We start from the raw sequence: 21,862 nt of genomic DNA, 5'->3' as shown, positions 1-21,862 counted from the left end.
GTTAGCCAGTCGGAAGCATTCATTTGATGGTTTTTGGGCGCGGGTTCGCTGCTTTTGTGTCCACAACGATGCAGGAGGGAGGGGACGCTTGCGGTCTGCACGGGCAAGCTCTTCGTAGCAGCTACCGAAGGCTGCGTCCGGTCTGGGCCGCATTCGGACGTAGCGGTCGTAAAACCGGCTAACGCTTTCTCCCTGAAAATAGGTGGTTCACCCGATTGCGATTGCTGCGTACTCGAACGCAGGCTTCGCCAGCTGCTACGTTTGTGCTGTGCTGATCACACTATCGTGGGCTGATGCAGATCACGCGTGTGGGTGGGATTCTTCTCACAGGATTTCGGGGTTGCGTTGAATACGGTGCGCGGCTAACCTTCGCGGGTCGCTGCAAAATCAGCGAACGGGCTTGGCGGTCCGACATTCGAAAGGCGCAACAGCGCCCCCAACACGATTGCAGGCGTTTTTTTTCGTCCGCATTCTTGTGTCATGGCGGGTTGCGCAAGGACCCCTTCGGGGGTGCCGGGTGCCTTTCGTACCGGTCCGCCAACCTTGTGCAATCCGCCACCCAAATCTGCTTGGCGGCAGACGGTGGCGGCTCCCCAACGAAAGGAGCTTCACCATGATCAAAGTCACCCCCGATCCACCTGAAACCGAAAACATTTCGCCTTACGACTCCCTGGATCCCACCAAGCTTCACGAGGCCGCCGAACGGGCCCTCGATCACCACTTTGCGCCGCCATTGGACAAATCCAGGCTCGCTGACACCCGTCCAGTGAACATCTTCGCCGTCGTCCCTGGTCTTCACACCGAAACCCTCTTGGCCAACGCCTCCGAGACGCTCGCCAGTGTCAATGCCATCGCCAGCGATTTGGCCTTTGAGCTCGAAGGCTCGCGGCGCAGCGTTGCGCTGGCGATTCAGCAGATGATTGAGTTGAGCCAGCTGTTGGTGAATCAAGCCCTGGAGCAGGTCGCTCCGGCAGGTTGACCGCGTCAGTCGAGCGCGCCCCCGGCGTATCGCGGGCAAGCCACGCTCCCACAGGAGACCGAGATCTAATGTGGGAGCGAGGCTTGCCCGCGAAAGCAGTCTGTCATTCAACGCAGCAAGCAGGACAATTCAGGTTATGGATTCTGAGCGATCTGTCAGCATTCCGGGATAGGCTGCAAGGCGCTTTCGTGTTTAACTTCGGCTCCGCGAAACGCTGAATATTTTTCACAAAAACCCTGCTTAAAAGGACTCCGTTCATGGCTCAAGTCACTCTTAAAGGCAACCCGGTTCAAGTCAACGGCCAACTGCCACAAGCCGGTTCCAAGGCCCCAGCCTTCTCTCTGGTGGCAGGCAATCTGTCTGACGTTACCCTGGCCAGCTTTGCCGGCAAGCGCAAAGTGCTGAACATTTTCCCAAGCATCGACACCCCGACCTGCGCCACGTCCGTGCGCAAGTTCAATGCCCAGGCCAACGACGTGGCCAACACCGTTGTGTTGTGCATCTCGGCTGACCTGCCGTTCGCCCAGGCACGTTTCTGCGGCGCCGAAGGTCTGGAAAACGTCCAGAACCTGTCCACCCTGCGTGGCGCCGAGTTCATCGAGAACTACGGTGTGGCCATTGCTGACGGTCCACTCAAAGGCCTGACTGCCCGTGCCGTTGTTGTCCTCGACGAAAACGACACTGTGTTGCACAGCGAACTGGTTAAAGAAATCGCTGAAGAGCCTGACTACGAAGCTGCGTTGGCCGTTTTGAAGTAACAGGTTTTACCGTTGTTAACGGCCTGGCCCTGTCCAGGCCGTTTTTATTTGCGCTTCAGTGCTTTACCCAAACATCCAGTTACGTAAACCCAAGGTAAATTGCCGGTAAAGGCGCTTTGCTAAATCCCCGCCAGTGCTTATCTTTCAGTCTTCCGTAGAAGATGCTCACGCGCCCAATGGTTGATCACTCCATGCAATCCTCCGCTTCCCGTAATCCCCGTCGCTGGCTGTTCGGCCTGCTTGTCCTGTTGGTCATCGCGGGTCTGTGCTGGAAGTTCTGGCCAACTGACGTTGCTCATAAAGACGCAGCAGGGCAGAAGGCCGCCAGCGGGCATACCGGCAAGTCCGGCATGATGCGCCCGGGTTTCGGTGGGGCAGCCGGACCGGTTCCGGTGCGCGTGGCGCCGGCAACACGCGGGGATTTCCCGGTGTACTACAAAGCGTTGGGCACGGTCACGGCGCTGAACACCATCAATGTGCGCAGCCGGGTGGCCGGTGAGCTGGTCAGGATTGCGTTCGATGAAGGGCAGATGGTCAAGGCCGGTGACTTGCTGGCCGAAATCGACCCGCGTCCGTACCAGAATGCCTTGCTTCAGGCCGAAGGCACCTTGCTGCAGAATCAGGCGCAACTGAAAAACGCCCAGGTCGATATGGAGCGCTACCGTGGTCTGTACGCCGAAGACAGTATCGCCAAGCAGACCCTGGACACCGCCGCCGCGCTGGTGGGCCAATATCAGGGCACGGTCAAGACCAACCAGGCCGCGGTCAATGACGCCAAACTCAACCTGGAGTTCACCAAGATTCGCGCACCCATCGCCGGGCGCCTGGGCTTGCGTCAACTGGACGTCGGCAACCTGGTGGCAGCCAATGACACCACGGCACTGGTGATCATTACCCAGACCCAACCGATCAGCGTGGCTTTCACCTTACCGGAAAGCAACCTGGCGACAGTGCTTGAGCGTTATCGCAGCGGCGCCAAATTGCCGGTGGAAGCCTGGGACCGTGGCGACGTGAAGTTGCAGGCTACCGGTGTGTTGCAGAGTCTGGATAACCAGATTGACATCACCACAGGCACCCTGAAATTCAAGGCGCGCTACGAGAATCGCGATCAAACACTATTCCCCAATCAGTTCGTCAATGTGCGCTTGCTCGCCGATACCCTGAAAGACGTGGTGCTGGCGCCGTCGGCGGCAATTCAGTTTGGCAACAACGGCACCTTCGTTTATGCACTGGACGGCGACAAAAAGGTCAAGATCCACCCACTGAAAGTCGGCGCCAGCGACGGCAATGTAACGGTTATTACCGAAGGCCTGGCCCCGGGCGATCGTGTGGTCCTGGAAGGCACCGACCGCCTGAAGGAGGGCAGTGAGGTAGAAGTGGTCAACGACCGCCTGGAGGTTCCGACCACACCGACTGAGCGCCAGGGCAAACCAGCAAACACCGCGGTTGAACCGGCAGCCACCGACAAGGCGAAAAAGGGCGGCGCATGAACATCTCGCGGCTGTTCATCCTCCGACCGGTAGCCACTACCCTGAGCATGCTGGCCATTATTCTGGCCGGTCTGATCGCCTATCGGCTGTTACCGGTTTCGGCATTGCCCCAGGTCGATTACCCGACCATCCGCGTGATGACGCTCTATCCAGGCGCCAGCCCGGACGTGATGACCAGTGCGGTCACCGCGCCGCTGGAGCGTCAGTTCGGGCAAATGCCCGGCCTGACCCAGATGGCCTCGACCAGCTCTGGCGGTGCCTCGGTGCTGACCTTGCGTTTCAATCTGGACATCAATATGGATGTCGCCGAGCAGCAGGTGCAGGCGGCGATCAACGCCGCCACCAACCTGTTGCCCAAGGACTTGCCGGCGCCGCCGGTGTACAACAAGGTCAACCCGGCGGACACCCCGGTGCTGACCCTGGCCATCACCTCCAAGACCATGCTGTTGCCCAAGCTCAATGATTTGGTCGATACCCGCATGGCACAGAAGATCGCCCAGATCAGCGGCGTCGGCATGGTCAGCATCGCCGGTGGTCAGCGTCAGGCGGTGCGGATCAAGGTCAACCCCGAAGCCCTGGCGGCCAATGGCTTGAACCTCTCGGACGTGCGCACCCTGATCGCTGCCTCCAACGTCAACCAGCCCAAGGGCAACTTCGACGGCCCGACCCGGGTGTCGATGCTCGATGCCAACGACCAGTTGACCTCGCCCAAGGACTACGCCGAACTGATCCTCGCCTATAAAAACGGCGCGCCGCTGCGCCTGAAGGATGTGGCACAGATCGTTGACGGTGCCGAAAACGAACGTCTGGCTGCCTGGGCCAATGAAAACCAGGCCGTATTGCTGAACATCCAGCGTCAACCGGGCGCAAACGTGATCGAAGTGGTCGACCGGATCAAGGCGTTGCTGCCGAGCATCACCGATAACCTGCCGGCTGGCCTCGACGTGACCGTGCTGACCGACCGCACCCAGACCATCCGCGCCTCGGTCACCGACGTGCAACATGAACTGCTGATTGCCATTGCCCTCGTCGTGATGGTGACCTTCCTGTTTCTGCGCCGTGCCAGCGCGACCATCATTCCATCGGTGGCCGTGCCGCTGTCGCTGATCGGTACTTTTGGTGTGATGTACCTGGCCGGCTTCTCGGTCAACAACCTGACCCTGATGGCACTGACCATCGCCACCGGTTTTGTGGTGGATGACGCGATCGTCATGCTGGAAAACATTTCGCGCTTCATCGAGGAGGGCGACAGCCCCATGATGGCGGCACTCAAGGGCGCCAAGCAGATCGGCTTCACCCTGATCTCGCTGACCCTGTCGCTGATCGCGGTACTGATTCCACTGCTGTTCATGGCCGACGTGGTCGGGCGCTTGTTCCGCGAGTTCGCCATCACCCTGGCGGTGGCGATCCTGATTTCTTTGGTCGTTTCTCTGACCCTGACGCCGATGATGTGCGCGCGTTTACTCAAGCGTGAACCCAAGATCGAGGCGCAGGGCCGTTTCTACCGGGCCAGCGGTGCCTGGATTGACTGGTTGATCGCCGCCTACGGGCGCAAGTTGCAGTGGGTGCTCAAGCACCAGCCACTGACCCTGCTGGTGGCCATCGCCACCCTGGGCCTGACGGTGTTCCTCTATATGGTGGTGCCCAAGGGGTTCTTCCCGGTGCAGGACACCGGGGTGATTCAGGGCATTTCCGAAGCACCGCAGTCGATCTCGTTCGCGGCCATGAGCCAGCGCCAGCAAGAACTGGCCAAAATTATCCTGCAAGACCCGGCAGTGCAGAGCCTGTCGTCCTACATTGGCGTCGACGGCGATAACGCCACGCTGAACAGCGGTAGGCTGCTGATCAACCTCAAGCCCCATAACCAGCGTGACCTGAGTGCAACCCAGGTGATTACGCGCTTGCAGCCCGAGCTGGACAAGCTGGTGGGCATCCGCCTGTTCATGCAGCCGGTGCAGGATCTGACCATCGAAGACCGGGTCAGCCGCACGCAGTACCAGTTCAGCATGTCCTCGCCGGATGCCGAGATGCTCAGCCTCTGGAGCAGCCGGCTGGTCGAGGCCTTGGCCAAACATCCGGAATTGACCGATGTTGCCAGCGACTTGCAGGACAAGGGTTTGCAGGTCTTTCTGGTGATCGACCGCGATGCGGCGTCGCGGATCGGCGTGTCGGTGTCGAACATCACGGATGCGCTGTATGACGCCTTCGGCCAGCGGCAGATCTCCACCATCTACACCCAGGCCAGCCAGTACCGCGTGGTGCTGCAGGCGCAGTCCGGCGAGAAGATCGGTCCGCAGGCACTTGAGCAGATCCACGTCAAAACCACCGATGGCGGCCAGGTGCGGTTGTCCAGTCTGGCGCATATCGAAGAGCGTCAGGCACAACTGGCGATCACCCATATCGGGCAGTTCCCGGCGGTGATGATGTCCTTCAACCTGGCGCCCGGCGTGGCGTTGGGGCAGGCGGTCGAGCTGATCAATAGCGTGCAGAAGGACATCGGCATGCCGATTGGCGTGCAGACTCAGTTCCAGGGCGCCGCTCAGGCTTTTGAAGCGTCGCTGTCGAGCACCTTGCTGTTGATTCTGGCGGCGGTGGTGACCATGTACATCGTGCTCGGCGTGCTCTACGAGAGCTACATCCACCCGATCACCATTCTTTCGACCTTGCCGTCAGCGGCGGTAGGCGCCTTGCTGGCATTGATCCTCAGCGGCAATGACCTGGGGATGATCGCGATCATCGGCATTATTTTGCTGATTGGTATCGTCAAGAAGAACGCGATCATGATGATCGACTTCGCCCTCGATGCTGAACGCAATCAGGGCATGGCACCGGAAGCAGCGATCTATCAAGCAGCATTACTGCGGTTCCGGCCGATTCTGATGACGACGCTTGCGGCGCTGTTTGGTGCTGTGCCGTTGATGCTTGCCACCGGCTCCGGTGCTGAACTGCGTCAACCACTGGGTCTGGTGATGGTCGGCGGGCTGCTGGTCAGCCAGGTGTTGACGCTGTTCACCACACCGGTGATCTACCTGTACTTCGACCGTCTCGCTCGACGCTGGCGGCCAGCGCCGGACCGTCTGGAGCCGGTTGAGCCATGAACCTCTCCGGTCCGTTCATCAAACGCCCGGTGGCGACCATGCTCCTGAGCCTGGCGATCCTGTTGCTGGGTGGCGTGAGCTTCGGCCTGCTGCCGGTGGCACCGCTGCCGCAGATGGATTTCCCGGTGATCGTGGTTCAGGCCAGCTTGCCGGGTGCCAGTCCGGAAGTCATGGCGTCGACCGTGGCGACACCGCTGGAGCGCTCCTTCGGCACCATCGCCGGGGTCAACACCATGAGCAGTCGATCCAGCCAGGGCTCGACCCGGGTGATCCTGCAGTTCGACCTCGATCGCGACATCAACGGCGCAGCGCGGGAAGTGCAGGCAGCTATCAACGCCTCGCGCAACTTGCTGCCCAGTGGTATGCGCAGCATGCCGACCTACAAAAAGGTCAACCCGTCCCAGGCACCGATCATGGTCCTGTCACTGACCTCGGACGTGCTGCAAAAGGGCCAGCTCTATGACCTGGCCTCGACCATTCTGTCGCAAAGCCTGTCTCAGGTGCCGGGCGTCGGTGAAGTGCAGATCGGCGGCAGTTCGCTGCCAGCAGTGCGCATCGAGCTGGAGCCGCAGTTGCTCAGCCAATACGGCGTGGCGCTGGACGATGTGCGCAATACCATCGCCAATGCCAACGTACGCCGGCCCAAAGGCTCGGTCGAAGACGACCAGCGCATGTGGCAGGTGCAGGCCAATGACCAATTGGAGAAGGCCAAGGATTACGAACCGCTGATCATTCACTACCAGAACGGCTCGGCGTTGCGCCTGAGTGATGTGGCAAAGGTCAGCGATGGCGTCGAAGACCGTTACAACAGCGGCTTCTTCAACGATGACGCGGCGGTGCTGCTGGTGATCAACCGTCAGGCCGGGGCCAACATCATCGAGACGGTCAACGAGATCAAAGCTCAGCTGCCGGCGTTGCAGGCGGTGTTGCCGGCCAGCGTCAAGCTGAACCTTGCCATGGACCGCTCACCGGTGATCAAGGCCACCTTGCACGAAGCGGAAATGACCCTGCTGATTGCCGTAACACTGGTCATTCTGGTGGTATTTCTGTTCCTCGGTAACTTCCGCGCGTCGTTGATCCCGACCCTGGCCGTGCCGGTGTCGCTGGTCGGTACGTTTGCCGTCATGTACCTCTACGGATTTTCCCTGAACAACCTGTCGCTGATGGCGCTGATCCTTGCCACCGGGCTGGTGGTGGACGACGCCATCGTGGTGCTGGAGAACATTTCCCGGCACATCGACCAAGGTGTGCCGCCGATGAAAGCCGCGTATATAGGGGCCCAAGAGGTAGGTTTTACGCTGCTGTCAATGAACGTTTCGCTGGTGGCGGTGTTCTTGTCGATCCTGTTTATGGGCGGCATCATCGAAAGCCTGTTCCGCGAGTTTTCCATCACCCTGGCGGCGTCCATCGTGGTCTCGCTGGTGGTCTCGCTGACCCTGACGCCGATGCTCTGTGCGCGCTGGCTGAAGCCCCACATTCCGGGCCAGGAAAACCGGCTGCAACGCTGGAGTCAGCGGGCCAATGAGTGGATGGTCAGCGGGTATGCCCGCAGCCTGGACTGGGTGTTGCGCCATCGGCGGCTGACCTTGCTCAGCCTGCTGATCACCATCGGAGTCAACGTCGCGCTGTATGTGGTGGTGCCGAAAACCTTCCTGCCGCAGCAGGACACCGGTCAGTTGATTGGCTTCGTGCGCGGTGATGACGGTCTGTCGTTCAATGTGATGCAACCGAAGATGGAAACCTTCCGGCGTGCGGTATTGGCTGACCCGTCTGTGGAAAGCGTCGCTGGCTTTATTGGCGGCAACAACGGTACCAACAACGCCTTCATGCTGGTGCGTCTGAAGCCGATCAAGGAACGTCAGTTGTCGGCACAGAAAGTCATCGAGCGCCTGCGCAAGTCGGTGCCCAAGGTGCCCGGCGCGCAATTGATGCTCATGGCCGACCAGGATCTGCAATTCGGTGGCGGTCGTGAGCAGACCACTTCGCAATACTCCTACATCCTGCAAAGCGGCGATCTGGGAGCATTGCGCGAGTGGTACCCGAAAGTCGTCACGGCGCTCAAGGCCTTGCCCGAACTGACGGCCATCGATGCCCGCGAAGGGCGCGGTGCCCAGCAGGTGACGCTGGTGGTTGACCGCGATCAGGCCAAGCGCCTGGGCATAGACATGGAGATGGTCACTGCGGTGTTGAACAACGCCTACAGCCAGCGGCAGATTTCCACCATCTATGACAGCCTCAATCAGTATCAGGTGGTGATGGAGGTCAATCCGAAATATGCCCAGGACCCGATTACCCTCAATCAGGTGCAGGTGATTACCGCCGCAGGTGTGCGCATTCCGCTGTCGGGTATCGCCCATTACGAAAACAGCCTGGAAAACGACCGGGTCAGCCATGAAGGGCAGTTCGCTTCTGAAAGCATTACCTTCGACATGGCCGAAGGCGTCACCGTCGAACAGGGTACTGCGGCCATCGAGCGGGCTATCGCCAAGGTCGGGCTACCGGAAGAGGTGATCGCTAAGATGGCCGGTACCGCGAACGCCTTCGCCGCGACGCAAAAGAGCCAGCCATGGATGATTCTTGGTGCGCTGGTGGCGGTGTACCTGGTGCTGGGGGTGCTTTATGAAAGCTACATTCACCCGCTGACTATTCTTTCAACGCTGCCGTCAGCCGGGGTCGGCGCGTTACTGTCGATTTACGCGTTCGGCGGTGAGTTCAGCCTGATTTCGTTGCTTGGGCTGTTCCTGTTGATCGGTGTGGTGAAGAAAAACGCGATTCTGATGATCGACCTGGCGCTGCAGTTTGAACGTCAGCGGGGGATGGCGCCGCTAGAGTCGATCCGCAGCGCTTGCCTGCTGCGCCTGCGACCGATTCTGATGACCACTCTGGCGGCGATTCTCGGGGCCATGCCGTTGCTGTTGAGCACCGCCGAAGGTGCGGAAATGCGTCAGCCGCTGGGGCTGACGATTATCGGCGGGTTGATCTTCAGTCAAGTCCTGACCCTTTACACCACCCCGGTGGTTTACCTCTATCTCGACCGTCTGCGCCACCGCTTCAATCACTGGCGTGGGATACGTACCGATGCTGCTCTGGAAACTCCGCTATGACTGACCATTCGCTTCCCAAAGTTCCCGTGCTGTCCGCCCAACACCTGGTCATGGCCCGCGGTTCGCGTCTGCTCAGTTTAGCCCTGAGCGGGCTGATGCTCAGTGCCTGCGCTATCGGTCCGGATTACCAGCGTCCTGAGTTGAGTGCTCCAGCTCAATACAAAGAAGCTCAAGGCTGGCGTCAGGCTAGCCCCAGCGACTCCCTGGCACGCGGTGCCTGGTGGGAACTGTACGGTGATCAGCAACTCAATGGTTTGATCGAGAAACTCAACAGCGCCAACCAGACCGTCGCCCAATCCGAAGCTCAGTACCGTCAGGCCCAGGCGTTGGTCCGCAGCGCGCGAGGTTCGTTCTTTCCCAGTGTGAACCTGAGCGCCGGGAAAACCCGCTCCAGCCAGGGCACCGGCAGCAGCAGTTCGAGCTTGACCAGTTCCAGCAGCGGCATTCGCGACACCTACAACACCCAACTGGGCGTGAGTTGGGAGGCGGATGTCTGGGGCAAATTACGTCGAGGCCTGGAAGCCAATGAGGCCAGCGCAGAGGCCAGCTTCGCGGATCTGGCGGCGATGCGCCTGAGCCAACAGTCGCAACTGGTGCAGAGCTACCTGCAACTGCGGGTAATGGATCAGCAGAAGCGACTGTTGGAAGCGACGGTCGAGACCTATCAGCGCTCGCTGACAATGACCGAAAACCAATACCGCGCCGGTGTATCCGGCAAAGCCGCGGTCGCCCAGGCGCAAACCCAGCTCAAAAGCACCCAAGCCGACCTTATCGACCTGATCTGGCAGCGGGCGCAACTGGAAAACGCCATCGCCGTGCTGACCGGTGTGCCGCCGGCAGAGTTCAGTCTGGCGGAGACCCAGGACATTCCGGTATTGCCGCAGATTCCCTTGGGCCTGCCGTCGCAGCTGCTTGAACGCCGTCCCGACATTGCTTCTGCCGAGCGCTCGGTGATTGCTGCAAACGCTAATATCGGCGTGGCCGAAGCCGCCTACTATCCAGATCTGACTCTGAGCCTGAGCGGCGGCTACAGCAGCAGTACCTTCGCCAACTGGGTCAGCCTGCCAAACCGCTTCTGGTCGGTGGGACCGAAACTGGCCATGACCCTGTTCGACGGCGGCCAGCGCTCGGCGGAAGTCAATCGTACTGAAGCCGTCTACGACCAGACGGTGGCCAAATACCGGCAGACCGTGCTCGACGGCTTCCGTGAGGTGGAGAACTTCCTGGTGCAATTGAAAGTGCTGGAGGACGAAGCAGTCGTGCGCCAGCAGGCTCTGGAATCGGCCCGCGAATCCTTGCGCTTGACCCAGAACCAGTACAAAGCCGGTTTGATTGCTTACCTCGATGTGGTGGTGGTCCAGGCCACCGCCCTGAGCAACGAGCGCAGCGTACTGACGTTGCTGCAAAGCCGTTTGGTTACCAGCGTACAACTGATCGCCGCGTTGGGTGGTGGCTGGGACGGGCAGCTGCAGGTGAGTGAGAAGGAGTAGGGCGTCAGCCTTAGCTCCCAGATCGTTCCCACGCTCTGCGTGGGAACGCCTCCCGGGACGCTCCGCGTCCGCTTGCGATGTGACGCAGAGCGTCACTGGCTGCATTCCCACGCGGGAGCGTGGGAACGATCAAATCATCGTCTAGCCAGACTAATGGCCTATTGATAATTTTTCTCAGTGCGTTCTTTAGCGCAATCGGTACAATCGCCCACTTTGCCCCCGAGCATGGATGCGGTTCGGCTTATTGGTCACGAGAAATCCCATGCTCATCGGTAGCTATTCCCCCGCGCTGGTTTTGATCTCCCTGTGTGTAGCGATTCTCGCCTCTTATACCGCTCTCGACCTCACCGGACGTATAGCTACAGCCAAAGGCCGGGCGGTTCATTTGTGGACGGCGGGCGGGGCGCTGGCCATGGGGGTCGGCATCTGGTCGATGCACTTTATCGGCATGCTGGCCGTCAGGTTGCCGATCGACCTCGGTTATGACGTCTCGATCACCCTGTTATCCCTGTTGATCGCCATCCTGTCCTCAGGTTTTGCTCTGTGGCTGGTTAGTCAGCCGCGCCTGCCAGCCTGGCAGTTGGGGGTCGGTGCCTTGATCATGGGCGCCGGGATCAGCGCCATGCACTACACCGGCATGGCCGCCATGCGCATGCAGCCGGGTATTGATTACGACCCGGCGCTATTCAGCGCGTCCTTGTTGATTGCCGTCGGCGCTTCAGCCGCTGCGCTGTGGATTGCCTTCCGGCTGCGCCAGAACACCCCTTACGTAAGATTCGCCCGTGGTGGTGCAGCGGTCATCATGGGCATCGCCATTGTCGGCATGCATTACACCGGCATGGCCGCCGCGCGTTTCGCCGACGGCAGTTTTTGTGGCGCAGCGCTCAACGGCCTGAGCGGCAAGGGGCTGGACAACCTGGTGCTGGTCACCACCCTGGCGGTGCTGTGTATCGCTTTGCTGACCTCCATCCTCGATGCCCGCCTTGAAGCCCGCACGGCTGAACTGGCCGACTCCTTGACCCTGGCCAATCAGGAGCTTACCCAACTGGCCCTGCACGACACCCTGACCGGATTGCCAAACCGGGTGCTGCTGGCTGATCGCATTGATCAAGCGATGAATCTAGTGCAGGAGCAGGGTGGTTGTTTTGCGTTGATGTTCATCGATCTGGACGGTTTCAAACCGGTCAACGATGCCTTCGGCCATCACATGGGCGACCAGTTGCTGCGTGAGGTCGGCCTGCGCTTGCGTGAGGAATTGCGCAGCCAGGACACTCTGGCGCGTATCGGTGGTGACGAATTCGTGTTGCTGGTGCAGCTCGGCGAACCGGACGATGCCCTGCGCCTGGCGGCCCGTCAGGTAGGGCTGGTCTCGCGCTCGTTCCGGGTGGCCGAGCATGACTTGCAAATATCCGCCAGCATCGGCATCGCGCTTTTTCCCGGTAACGGTGAGACCGCTCAAGAATTGCTGATGAACGCCGACGCGGCGATGTACCACGCCAAAGGCACCGGTAAAAACGGTTATCGCTTCTTCGACGCTTCGATGAACACCAACGCTCGTAAGCAACTGCAATTGCTGCAAGACCTGCGCGCCGCCGTCGAGCACAAGCAATTCAGTCTGTATTACCAGCCAAAATTCGATGCCAGCAACGGCCAGCCTGTGGGAGCCGAGGCCTTGCTGCGTTGGGTGCATCCGCAGCACGGCATGCTGTTGCCAGACAAGTTCATCGATCTGGCGGAAAAAACCGGGCTGATCATCCCGATCGGCGAATGGGTCTTGAACGAAGCCTGCCGGCAGATGCGTGAGTGGTACGTGCAGGGTTACACCGGTTGGCGTATCGCGGTGAACCTGTCGGCCTTGCAGTTTTGTCATGCGGGGCTGGTAAAAAGCGTGGCCAGCGCACTGGAGCGGCACCGCTTACCGGCCAACAGTCTGACCCTGGAAATCACCGAAACCACCGCCATGAGCGACGCGGACGCGAGCATGACGGTGCTCCAGGAACTCTCGGAAATGGGCGTCGACCTGTCGATCGATGATTTTGGCACCGGCTACTCAAGCCTGATGTACCTCAAACGTTTACCGGCCAACGAACTGAAAATTGACCGTGGTTTTGTCCGCGATCTGGAACATGACAGCGACGACGCCGCCATCGTTTCAGCCATCGTCGCCCTCGGCCAGGCGCTAGGGTTACGGATCGTCGCCGAAGGCGTGGAGACCGATGTGCAGCAGAATTTCCTGACCCAATTGGGTTGCGATTCGCTGCAAGGTTACCTGCTCGGGCATCCGCTGCCGGCCGAGCGTTTCATGGCCGATATCAATCGGGCGGAGCAACTGGCGGCGGGCTGACTAATTAGACCGCGTTATCGTTCATGGCGTCCGTACAGACGCCACACAGTCCATGCAAAACTCGCAGATGACGGTTATTCTTGGCCCCGACTGCTTACGCTTGGAATGGGGGAAAGACAGCATGGACAAAGTCATCATCATCACCGGCGGCAGCCGCGGTATCGGCGCGGCCACCGCACTGTTGGCAGCGCAGCAGGGCTATCGGATCTGTATCAATTACCAGGCGGACGAGAAGGCTGCTCAGCAGGTCCTCGAGCAAGTCCGTGCACTGGGCGCCCAGGCGATTGCCGTACGCGCCGATGTCAGTATCGAAGACGAAGTCATGTCCCTGTTCCATCGGGTCGATACGGAGCTTGGCCGGGTGACGGCACTGGTCAACAACGCGGGCACCGTCGGGCACAAGGCCCGGGTCGATGAAATGTCCGAATTCCGCATTCTCAAAGTCATGAGAACCAACGTGCTGGGGCCGATCCTCTGCGCCAAGCACGCGGTGTTGCGCATGTCGCCCAAACACGGCGGCCAGGGCGGCAGTATCGTCAACGTCTCCTCAGTCGCCTCGCGTCTGGGTTCTCCAGGTGAATACGTCGACTACGCAGCCTCAAAAGGCGCGCTGGACACCTTCACCATTGGCCTGTCCAAAGAAGTGGCCGGCGAGGGGATTCGCGTCAACGCGGTGCGTCCTGGCTACATCTACACCGATTTCCACGCCCTGAGCGGCGACCCGGACCGGGTCAGCAAACTCGAATCCGGTATCCCCATGGCCCGCGGCGGCCGTCCCGATGAAGTGGCCGAAGCGATTATCTGGCTGCTGTCGGACAAGGCCTCGTATGCGACCGGGACGTTTGTGGATTTGGGCGGTGGGCGCTAATTCTTTAGATCTGCATCGCCTGGTCGGCCCTCATCGCGAGCAAGTCGGATCGCCGCACCGCCGCTCCCACATTAGTTCTGCGCTGTTCACACCATAGTGGGCTTACGCAGATCAAGTGTGGGAGCGGGCTTGCTCGCGATAGCGGTGGCTCAGGCGACACTAAACCATCAAAACGACCGCACAATCCTTCCCAACGTCTCCATCGCTTTCTCCGCAACCTCATTCCACGGGCTGCCGTAATTCAATCGAATACAATTCCTGAATCGCTGTGTCGGTGAAAAAATCGGTCCCGGCGCAATGCTGATGCCCTGCGCCAGTGCCATCTGAAACAACTTCAACGAATCCATCTGCGCCGGCAGTTCCAGCCACAGGAAGTAGCCGCCAGCCGGTTGGCTGACGCGGGTTTGTGCCGGGAAGTAGCGGGCGATGGCGGCGAGCATGGCGCTCTGCTGTTCCTCCAGTGCGTAACGCAGTTTGCGCAGATGACGGTCGTAGCCACCGTGTTGCAGATAGTCGGCAATGGCGGCCTGGGCTGGCATCGAGGCGCAGAGTGAGGTCATCAACTTCAGGCGTTCGATTTTCTGCGCGTAGCGTCCGGCGGCGACCCAGCCAATGCGGTAGCCAGGGGCCAGGCTTTTCGCGAAGGAGCCGCAGTGCATCACCAGGCCTTCGGTATCGAACGCCTTGGCCGGTTTCGGCGCCTGTTGGCCGTAATAGAGCTCGGCGTAGACGTCGTCCTCGATCAGCGGCACTTGATGCGTGCGCAACAACTCCACCAGTTCCTGCTTCTTGGCTTCGGGCATGGTCGCGCCCATGGGGTTCTGGAAACTGGTCATGCACCAGCAGGCCTTGATCGGATGCCGTTCGAGGGTTTGTGCCAGAACCCCAAGGTCGATACCGTCCCGTGGGTGCACAGGGATTTCCACCGCTTTGAGCTTCAACCGCTCGAGCACTTGTAGGCTGGCATAGAAGGCCGGGGCTTCGATGGCCACCAGGTCGCCGGGTTCGGTCACCGCTTGCAGGCACAGGTTCAGGGCCTCGAGGGCGCCGTTGGTGATCAGCAGTTCTTCCATGGGCAGCATCAAGCCGCCGACCATGTAGCGCAGGGCGATTTGCCTGCGCAGTTGCGGGTTGCCCGGCGACATGTCGGTGACCACCATCCGAGGGTCCATTTCGCGGCTGGCGCTGGCCAGTGAGCGGGCCAGGCGTTGTAGCGGGAACAGGGTCGGGCTGGGGAAGGCCGAGCCAAAGGGCACGGTGTTCGGGTCCTTGATCGAATCGAGGACCGAGAACACCAGTTCACTGACGTCGACTTCGGTGGATTCGCTGACCTGGCTGCTGATCACCGGCTCCGAGAACGGGCTCGGCGCGTGGGTGTTGACGAAGTAGCCGGAACGCGGCCGGGCGCGGATCAGTCCGCGACGCTCCAGCAGGTAATACGCCTGGAACACCGTGGACGGGCTGACCCCGTAAGTCTGGCTGGCGTAGCGCACCGACGGCACGCGCTGGCCGGGGCCGAGCACCCCGGAGCGGATCAGTTCAGCGATGTCGTCAGCGAATTTTTCGTAGCGTTTCATCGAAAAGCCTTGTCGCTAGGTTTTTGTGTTGGGTGTCAGGGAAATCGACCCCTCACCCTAACCCTCTCCCCCTTGGGGAGAGGGTGAGGGGTGGATTCTAAAGGCTCAACGATTCATCGGTGCAACAAACCGGCTCTTCGCCACGCTGTAGATGTCAGGCTCGTCGCTGTCGACAATCTTGAAGCTGATGCTTTGCGAGCTGCTGCTCGGCCGCTCGCTGGTCATCGCCACCGATACCGGCACGTCGACAATCTCACCCGCGGCCAGGCTCAGCTCAGTCTTGCCCTGCAACTGGAAGCCATCGCCATCCACCAGAGCCAGACGGTACTGCTGGCGTTGTTGGGTCTTGTTGATGATCTTCAGGCTGTAGATGTTCTCGATCTGGCCCAGGCTGTTTTCCCGGAACATCCCACGGTCCTTGCTGACATCCAGCGAGACCATTGGCCGCTCCACCAAGGCCAGTGCCAACGCGCCGGTCATTAACAGCAACACCGCACTGTAGCCAATCAGTCGTGGGCGCAGCAGGCGGGTCTTGCCACCTTGCAGCTCATGCTCCGAGGTATAGCTGACCAACCCGCGGGCATAGCCCATTTTGTCCATGATCGAATCGCACGCATCGATACACGCCGCGCAACCAATGCATTCCATCTGCAAACCGTCACGAATATCGATACCGGTGGGGCAGACCTGCACGCAAAGCTGGCAGTCGATGCAGTCACCCAGACCCACCTCTTCCGACGCAACGCCGCGTTTGCGCGGGCCACGGTTTTCGCCGCGGGCCACGTCGTAGGAGATGGTCAGGGTGTCTTTGTCGAACATCACGCTCTGAAAGCGGGCGTAGGGGCACATGTGCATACACACCGCTTCGCGCAACCAGCCAGCGTTGATGTAAGTCGCACCGGTGAAAAACACCACCCAGAACAGACTGACTCCAGCCATTTGAAAAGTCAGCAGCTCGTTAGCCAACGGCCGGATCGGCGTGAAGTACCCGACAAAGGTCAAACCGGTGAGCAGGCTGATGGCCAGCCACATCGTGTGCTTGGCCGAGCGACGCATCAGTTTGTTCAGACTCCAGGGCGCGGCTTGCAGCTTGATCCGCTGATTGCGCTCGCCTTCGGTCACCTTTTCGCACCACATGAACAGCCAGGTAAAGGAGCTCTGGGGGCAGGTGTAGCCGCACCAGACCCTGCCGGCGAAAACGGTGATCGCGAACAATCCGAAGGCGCAGATGATCAGCAGCGCCGAGAGCAGAATGAAATCCTGCGGCCAGAACGTCGCGCCGAAGATATGAAATTTGCTTTCCGACAAGTCCCAGAGCACCGCCTGACGGCCACCCCAGTTCAGCCACACGGTGCCAAAAAACGCCAGGAACAAAAAGCCCGCGCCGCTCACTCGCAAGTTTCGGAACAAGCCGGTGAAACTGCGGGTATGGATCAGGTTGTCGCTGGATTTGGCCTTCATCTTTGGACGCGAAGGCTCGAATGTTTCTACTAAACGGACGGGGATTCTATCGCTCATGGTCTTTCGCTCATCAGCCTCCATCAGGCCTATGCACTATGACCAGCGATCTGTTTGCATAACAGGCTCAGGTATTGGAATAAAAAGCGGATCAGATGGGCGCGCGGTGTCTGCCTGCGACAAGTTGCAGCACCCTCGGCGGCCCCGTTACAGCGAGACGCCAACCCCTAACGCAGACGCTTGACGCTGTCTGTGATCTGGATCAGTCAAATCACCGAACCACTGACAGTAGCTTTCAAATGCTTACGACCATCCACCGCGCCTGCGACGGTCAATGCGTCGGCTTCTGCTTCGGTAATGTAGATGCGAGCGGCATGGATTAGTGTTTTTTCAGCACCGCGGTCCGCATTGCGAACGTAGGTTCAGAGACGGCACGAATAAACGCGTCGTCCAGAGTGTTGGCGCCATACCGGCGCATGAACTCGGAACCGCTGTCAAAATAATTGAAGCGCTGCTGGCTGATCATATAAAAATAGTCACAGTTATTGACCACTTCATCGACGTTGTGGGACGAAACCAGGATGGCGGTACCTTCCCTGGCAGCGCCATGAAGGCATTGCCATATGTAGTGTCGGAACTCTGGATCGACGCCTGCGGTAGGCTCGTCGAGAATCACGAATTCGGCAGAAATGGCCAGCAGTGACAGAGTGAAAAACCAGCGTGTTTCGCCATAACTGCATAACGAAGATTTTTTGTTCCAGATGTCTTTGTATCGATCAACTATGCCTGGGCTCCATAGGCTTAGTTTGTCTAGTGCCTGGGGTTGTGACATATGTTCGTCTGATGAAAGTGCGGTGACCATTTTGAATATGTCCCACATGCGCAGTGCAGGAGGTGTTGTGATGATTTGGGATAAATATAAAAATTTAGTAAAGTCATTGTGTATCGCGCCTGATTTTACGCTTTTGAGTTCGCAGGCGATATCGAAGAATGTTGTTTTTCCAGAGCCGTTTGGCCCCAATATACCTACGATGGAGCCTTGGGGGATTTTAAGGGATGCTTTGGTTAAAAGCGCTTTATCTCCGTAGGCAAAATCAATGCGCTCCGCACGAAAACTCTTCATTAGTATCGGCTCCATACTGGATTTATTCTTAAGTATTTTAGCGTTCCCGAGAAGGCCGCAGCAAAAGTTAATAGTATTGTAATTACGATGAATTTATTGTGTTCCAAGCCTTCAGCCATTAATCGGTTGGCAAACATCAGCGGATTGCCTGAATTTATAATGTCTGTCATTTCGTTTGTTCTGCTGGCCCCCATGACACCGAGAATCAGCATGCAGAACGAAATAATTGATAGTGGGGTGTTTGAGTTTTGGAAATTAATGGGCGGTAGCGCGAACACAATTCCCAAGATGCAAAACATGACAAAGCAAATGTAGAAGCGCAGGGTAATGTCCAGAAATTCCTTGAGTTCATACCCTCCGAAAGGAAGGCGTGTTGCTGGGTAGAAAGCTCCGCAATAGGCTATTGATATGAGCGAGTAGGCGAGAAAGTGGGAGTAAAGAAAAATTGCCCTGGATTCCCGAGAGTAGATGAATGATCGGACAAAACCACTTTCTCTTCGCCCGATGATGTAAAAGGCAAATCCAAATAATGCTACGCTGGACGAAATGTAGGCGTAGAACCACGCTGATGCGGCTGTGTAATTGCTCAGAAAGTAGCTGGTGTCTTGTCTGGTTATTGCAAAAAAATAGAAAAGGGCACAGGGGGAAATCATAATCCAAAAAAAAGCGATAGGTTCGTTTAAATGTTCTTTTGCGAATAATCTTGTAAGAGTCAGAACTCTTGTGTACATGCCTTTTTTCATCACTGTTAGTCCTGTGGTAATGGTGCCATTGCCAGTTTTAACTATTTGCGGGGTTAACTGCAAATGAGTGGATGTGTTCCCGTAGGAAATATCATTCAGTTTTGAAAGAAAGGTCGTGCAAAAATACAGGAATGTCCTTGTGTGCTGATTCTTATGTTGAAAAATAAAGTGGGTTGAGGTGCATTTTAAAGTTCTTTTAAAACCTGGGTTTAATTGTCATTGCCTGAAATATATCGAAGTAATGCTAATCAAAACATGACTGTAGGACCCAGTAAGTCATTTCTCTTTTTTATGTGCGTTTTCTTTCCGATGTGACTCTTTTTCTAAAAAAAGGCGACAGACGGTAGCTTCAATTGACGAAAAAAGGGTGCTTCAAGAAGCCACCTCAAGCACGTTCGCCGGGATCTATAACTACTCTTGCATCAAGCCTTGACCGGCGATTCCTCGCTCGGAGGGTCTCCCACCGGCGGCTGAATGCCAGGTGGTATCGGGTCCTGTTCTGGAACAGGCGTAGGGTCTGGCGCTGGATCAGGTGGCGGTAGAGTCGGCTCGTCAATATTGGGATCAGGCGTTTCAGCTGGAATTGGAATACCCATGAACATGGCCTCGTTTCTGCTTGTTGTTGACAGGAGTAAAGCGGTTGACCGTCGAGGGGGGACTTTGACTCCCGATTTTTTGCCGGGGGACGCCGCAGGTAAATCCGTCTGAACTTTCCACTGAGTTTTTGGCTCGGAATCTAAGTGAGTTCATTCAGGGACAGCCGAACGCACTGAGGTCCGACCAGGCACAAGCGCGTCCATGGGGCGTTAGGAGAGATGCTCGATGATTGCTGAAAAACCGACAGAGCTTGAGCACAACCCGAAATTACCCTTGCCGCAGGCGTTGCTGTTGCCACGCATTGCGATCGAGAGCACCACGCCGGTCATTGATGGTGGCCAGTTCGCTGTCAAAGCGGTGGCGGGCCAGCCGGTGACGGTGACCAGCAAGGTGTTCGCCGACGGCCATGACAAGCTGTCGGTCAAGATCCGCTGGCGCGGGTCGGCTGATTCCGTGTGGCAAAGCCAGGACATGACCGATCTGGGCAATAACGGCTGGCAAGGCCAGTTCACGCCGGTCAAACAAGGGCTCTATGTGTTTTGCATTGAGGCCTGGATCGATCAGTTCGCCAGTTTTTGTTATGAGCTGGGCAAGAAACATATGGCCGGCGTGCCGGTCAGCCTGGAGTTGCAGGAAGGGCGCAATCTGGTGCTGCAAGCGGTCGAACGTAGTGACGGTGCGTTGAGTGAGCAGTTGAGCGCGTTGCACCATGAACTCTCTGGTTTGCTTGAAACCGAACAGGTCGCGTTGTTCCTGCACCAACGCAGCGCCGAGTTGATGGCCCAGACCGATCATCGTGCTTACCTCAGTATCAGCCCTGACTACGCGCTGGACGTCGAACGGGAGCTGGCGCAATTCGCCAGTTGGTATGAGCTGTTTCCGCGCTCGATCACCGATGACCCGACGCGCCATGGCACCTTTAATGATGTGCACTCGCGATTGCCGATGCTCCACGACATGGGCTTCGATGTGTTGTACTTCCCGCCGATTCACCCCATTGGTCTGAGTTACCGCAAAGGCCCGAACAATTCCCTCACGGCTGGCCCTGATGATCCGGGCAGCCCCTATGCCATCGGCAGTGCCGAGGGCGGGCATGAGGCGATTCATTCAGAACTGGGTACTCGGGAAGACTTCCGCCGCTTGGTGGCCGCTGCGGCTGAACACGGGCTGGAAATCGCCCTGGATTTTGCCATTCAGTGTTCCCAGGATCACCCCTGGCTCAAGGAGCACCCAGGCTGGTTCAACTGGCGCCCGGACGGCACGATCAAATACGCCGAGAATCCGCCGAAGAAGTATCAGGACATCGTCAACGTCGACTTCTATGCTGCCGAGGCGATTCCCAGCCTCTGGCTCGCACTGCGCGATGTCGTCGTCGGTTGGATCGAGGAGGGGGTGAAGATCTTTCGGGTCGATAACCCGCACACCAAACCTTTGCCGTTCTGGCAGTGGATGATTGCCGATATACGGGCGGTTTATCCTGAGGTGATTTTTCTCGCCGAGGCCTTTACGACGCCAGCGATGATGGCGCGCCTGGGCAAGGTCGGCTATTCCCAGAGTTACACCTATTTCACCTGGCGCAATACTAAGGCTGAACTGGCGACCTACCTCACCGAACTGAACGAGTCGCCGTGGCGCGAGTGTTTTCGGCCGAATTTCTTCGTCAATACACCGGACATCAATCCGGGTTTTCTACATGAGTCCGGCCGCGCCGGTTTCCTGATCCGTGCCGCGCTGGCGACCATGGGCTCGGGCCTGTGGGGCATGTATTCCGGTTTCGAGTTGTGTGAAGCGGCGCCGGTGCCGGGCAAGGAAGAGTACCTGGACTCGGAGAAGTATCAGATCCGTCCGCGAGACTTCACCGCGCCGGGCAACATCATTGCCGAGATTGCCCAGCTCAACCGCATTCGCCGGCAGAACCCGGCGCTGCACAGTCATTTGGGATTGAAAATCTATAACGCCTGGAACGACAGCATTCTGTATTTCGGCAAGCGCACCGCCGATGGCAGCAATTTCATTCTGGTGGCGGTCAGTCTCGATCCGTTCAATGCACAAGAGGCGAATTTTGAACTGCCGCTGTGGGAGATGGGTTTGCCCGACGATGCCGCCACTCAAGGCGAGGATTTGATGAACGGCCATCGGTGGACCTGGTACGGCAAAACTCAATGGATGCGGATCGAGCCGTGGCACCAGCCGTTCGGGATCTGGCGAATAACGGCGACGTGATGTAAAGCAG

Annotated in this window: 13 protein-coding genes and 1 pseudogene; 9 read left to right on the top strand and 5 right to left on the bottom strand. The window is 58.4% G+C overall.

What is annotated here, in order from left to right; genetic code table 11:
* Nucleotides 1-613: 613 nt before the first annotated feature.
* From ACN1C3_RS19580 to ACN1C3_RS19545, 8 genes are all read left to right on the top strand, one after another.
* The gene (locus ACN1C3_RS19580) at nucleotides 614-979 is read left to right on the top strand and encodes a DUF6124 family protein (RefSeq protein ID WP_419117412.1); all 366 of its coding nucleotides are present in this window, start codon (nucleotides 614-616) and stop codon (nucleotides 977-979) included.
* A 257-nt stretch (nucleotides 980-1,236) separates the two neighbouring features.
* The gene (tpx, locus tag ACN1C3_RS19575) at nucleotides 1,237-1,737 is read left to right on the top strand and encodes a thiol peroxidase (protein WP_419117411.1); all 501 of its coding nucleotides are present in this window, start codon (nucleotides 1,237-1,239) and stop codon (nucleotides 1,735-1,737) included.
* A gap of 176 nt (nucleotides 1,738-1,913) precedes the next feature.
* On the top strand, nucleotides 1,914-3,227 hold the full coding sequence (locus tag ACN1C3_RS19570; RefSeq protein ID WP_419117410.1) for an MdtA/MuxA family multidrug efflux RND transporter periplasmic adaptor subunit: 1,314 nt from the start codon (nucleotides 1,914-1,916) through the stop codon (nucleotides 3,225-3,227).
* Nucleotides 3,224-6,325 carry an MdtB/MuxB family multidrug efflux RND transporter permease subunit gene (locus ACN1C3_RS19565; protein WP_419117409.1) on the top strand — a complete coding sequence of 1,034 codons (3,102 nt, stop codon included), beginning with the start codon at nucleotides 3,224-3,226 and terminating at the stop codon, nucleotides 6,323-6,325. The genes ACN1C3_RS19570 and ACN1C3_RS19565 overlap by 4 nt, the downstream gene beginning before the upstream one ends.
* Nucleotides 6,322-9,429, top strand: coding sequence for an efflux RND transporter permease subunit (locus tag ACN1C3_RS19560; protein WP_419117408.1), 3,108 nt, complete (start codon nucleotides 6,322-6,324; stop codon nucleotides 9,427-9,429). Before ACN1C3_RS19565 ends, ACN1C3_RS19560 begins: the two co-directional genes overlap by 4 nt.
* Nucleotides 9,426-10,919, top strand: coding sequence for an efflux transporter outer membrane subunit (locus ACN1C3_RS19555; RefSeq protein WP_419117407.1), 1,494 nt, complete (start codon nucleotides 9,426-9,428; stop codon nucleotides 10,917-10,919). Before ACN1C3_RS19560 ends, ACN1C3_RS19555 begins: the two co-directional genes overlap by 4 nt.
* Before the next feature lie 262 nt (nucleotides 10,920-11,181).
* Nucleotides 11,182-13,263 (top strand): putative bifunctional diguanylate cyclase/phosphodiesterase, encoded by a 2,082-nt coding sequence (locus tag ACN1C3_RS19550; protein ID WP_419117406.1) that lies wholly within the window; start codon nucleotides 11,182-11,184, stop codon nucleotides 13,261-13,263.
* 121 nt (nucleotides 13,264-13,384) lie between these two features.
* Entirely contained in the window at nucleotides 13,385-14,131 is a 747-nt protein-coding gene (locus tag ACN1C3_RS19545) for an SDR family oxidoreductase (RefSeq protein ID WP_419117405.1), read from the top strand.
* Nucleotides 14,132-14,298: 167 nt separating this feature from the next.
* Here the strand turns inward: ACN1C3_RS19545 and mapR are convergent, their stop codons facing one another.
* The 5 genes and pseudogenes from mapR to ACN1C3_RS19520 all read right to left on the bottom strand — a co-directional run bounded on the left by mapR (nucleotide 14,299) and on the right by ACN1C3_RS19520 (nucleotide 19,032).
* Nucleotides 14,299-15,708 (bottom strand): GntR family transcriptional regulator MpaR, encoded by a 1,410-nt coding sequence (gene mapR, locus ACN1C3_RS19540; protein WP_419117404.1) that lies wholly within the window; start codon nucleotides 15,706-15,708, stop codon nucleotides 14,299-14,301.
* Between the two features lie 105 nt (nucleotides 15,709-15,813).
* Nucleotides 15,814-17,226 (bottom strand): cytochrome c oxidase accessory protein CcoG, encoded by a 1,413-nt coding sequence (gene ccoG / locus ACN1C3_RS19535; protein ID WP_419117403.1) that lies wholly within the window; start codon nucleotides 17,224-17,226, stop codon nucleotides 15,814-15,816.
* A 206-nt stretch (nucleotides 17,227-17,432) separates the two neighbouring features.
* Nucleotides 17,433-17,540: pseudogene (locus tag ACN1C3_RS19530) on the bottom strand (DUF3203 family protein); the annotation flags it as partial.
* Between the two features lie 5 nt (nucleotides 17,541-17,545).
* A complete protein-coding gene (locus ACN1C3_RS19525) occupies nucleotides 17,546-18,289 on the bottom strand; it encodes an ATP-binding cassette domain-containing protein (protein ID WP_419117402.1) in 744 nt (247 codons plus the stop codon).
* Nucleotides 18,289-19,032, bottom strand: coding sequence for an ABC transporter permease (locus tag ACN1C3_RS19520; RefSeq protein WP_419117401.1), 744 nt, complete (start codon nucleotides 19,030-19,032; stop codon nucleotides 18,289-18,291). Before ACN1C3_RS19520 ends, ACN1C3_RS19525 begins: the two co-directional genes overlap by 1 nt.
* An 822-nt stretch (nucleotides 19,033-19,854) precedes the next feature.
* Here ACN1C3_RS19520 and ACN1C3_RS19515 point away from each other — a divergent pair.
* Entirely contained in the window at nucleotides 19,855-21,852 is a 1,998-nt protein-coding gene (locus ACN1C3_RS19515) for an alpha-1,4-glucan--maltose-1-phosphate maltosyltransferase (protein WP_419117400.1), read from the top strand.
* Nucleotides 21,853-21,862 lie beyond the last annotated feature (10 nt).

Source organism: Pseudomonas sp. H11T01 (assembly GCF_048515765.1).
Lineage (GTDB): Bacteria > Pseudomonadota > Gammaproteobacteria > Pseudomonadales > Pseudomonadaceae > Aquipseudomonas.
This window is presented reverse-complemented; position numbering and strand designations above follow the sequence as displayed.

Excerpts from the sequence above, each read along its gene's own strand:
- ACN1C3_RS19580 (WP_419117412.1), top strand. The coding sequence starts at position 614 with ATGATCAAAGTCACCCCCGATCCACCTGAAACCGAAAACATTTCGCCT.
- tpx (WP_419117411.1), top strand. The coding sequence starts at position 1,237 with ATGGCTCAAGTCACTCTTAAAGGCAACCCGGTTCAAGTCAACGGCCAA.
- ACN1C3_RS19570 (WP_419117410.1), top strand. The coding sequence starts at position 1,914 with ATGGTTGATCACTCCATGCAATCCTCCGCTTCCCGTAATCCCCGTCGC.
- ACN1C3_RS19565 (WP_419117409.1), top strand. The coding sequence starts at position 3,224 with ATGAACATCTCGCGGCTGTTCATCCTCCGACCGGTAGCCACTACCCTG.
- ACN1C3_RS19560 (WP_419117408.1), top strand. The coding sequence starts at position 6,322 with ATGAACCTCTCCGGTCCGTTCATCAAACGCCCGGTGGCGACCATGCTC.
- ACN1C3_RS19555 (WP_419117407.1), top strand. The coding sequence starts at position 9,426 with ATGACTGACCATTCGCTTCCCAAAGTTCCCGTGCTGTCCGCCCAACAC.
- ACN1C3_RS19550 (WP_419117406.1), top strand. The coding sequence starts at position 11,182 with ATGCTCATCGGTAGCTATTCCCCCGCGCTGGTTTTGATCTCCCTGTGT.
- ACN1C3_RS19545 (WP_419117405.1), top strand. The coding sequence starts at position 13,385 with ATGGACAAAGTCATCATCATCACCGGCGGCAGCCGCGGTATCGGCGCG.
- mapR (WP_419117404.1), bottom strand. The coding sequence starts at position 15,708 with ATGAAACGCTACGAAAAATTCGCTGACGACATCGCTGAACTGATCCGC.
- ccoG (WP_419117403.1), bottom strand. The coding sequence starts at position 17,226 with ATGAGCGATAGAATCCCCGTCCGTTTAGTAGAAACATTCGAGCCTTCG.
- ACN1C3_RS19525 (WP_419117402.1), bottom strand. The coding sequence starts at position 18,289 with ATGAAGAGTTTTCGTGCGGAGCGCATTGATTTTGCCTACGGAGATAAA.
- ACN1C3_RS19520 (WP_419117401.1), bottom strand. The coding sequence starts at position 19,032 with ATGAAAAAAGGCATGTACACAAGAGTTCTGACTCTTACAAGATTATTC.
- ACN1C3_RS19515 (WP_419117400.1), top strand. The coding sequence starts at position 19,855 with ATGATTGCTGAAAAACCGACAGAGCTTGAGCACAACCCGAAATTACCC.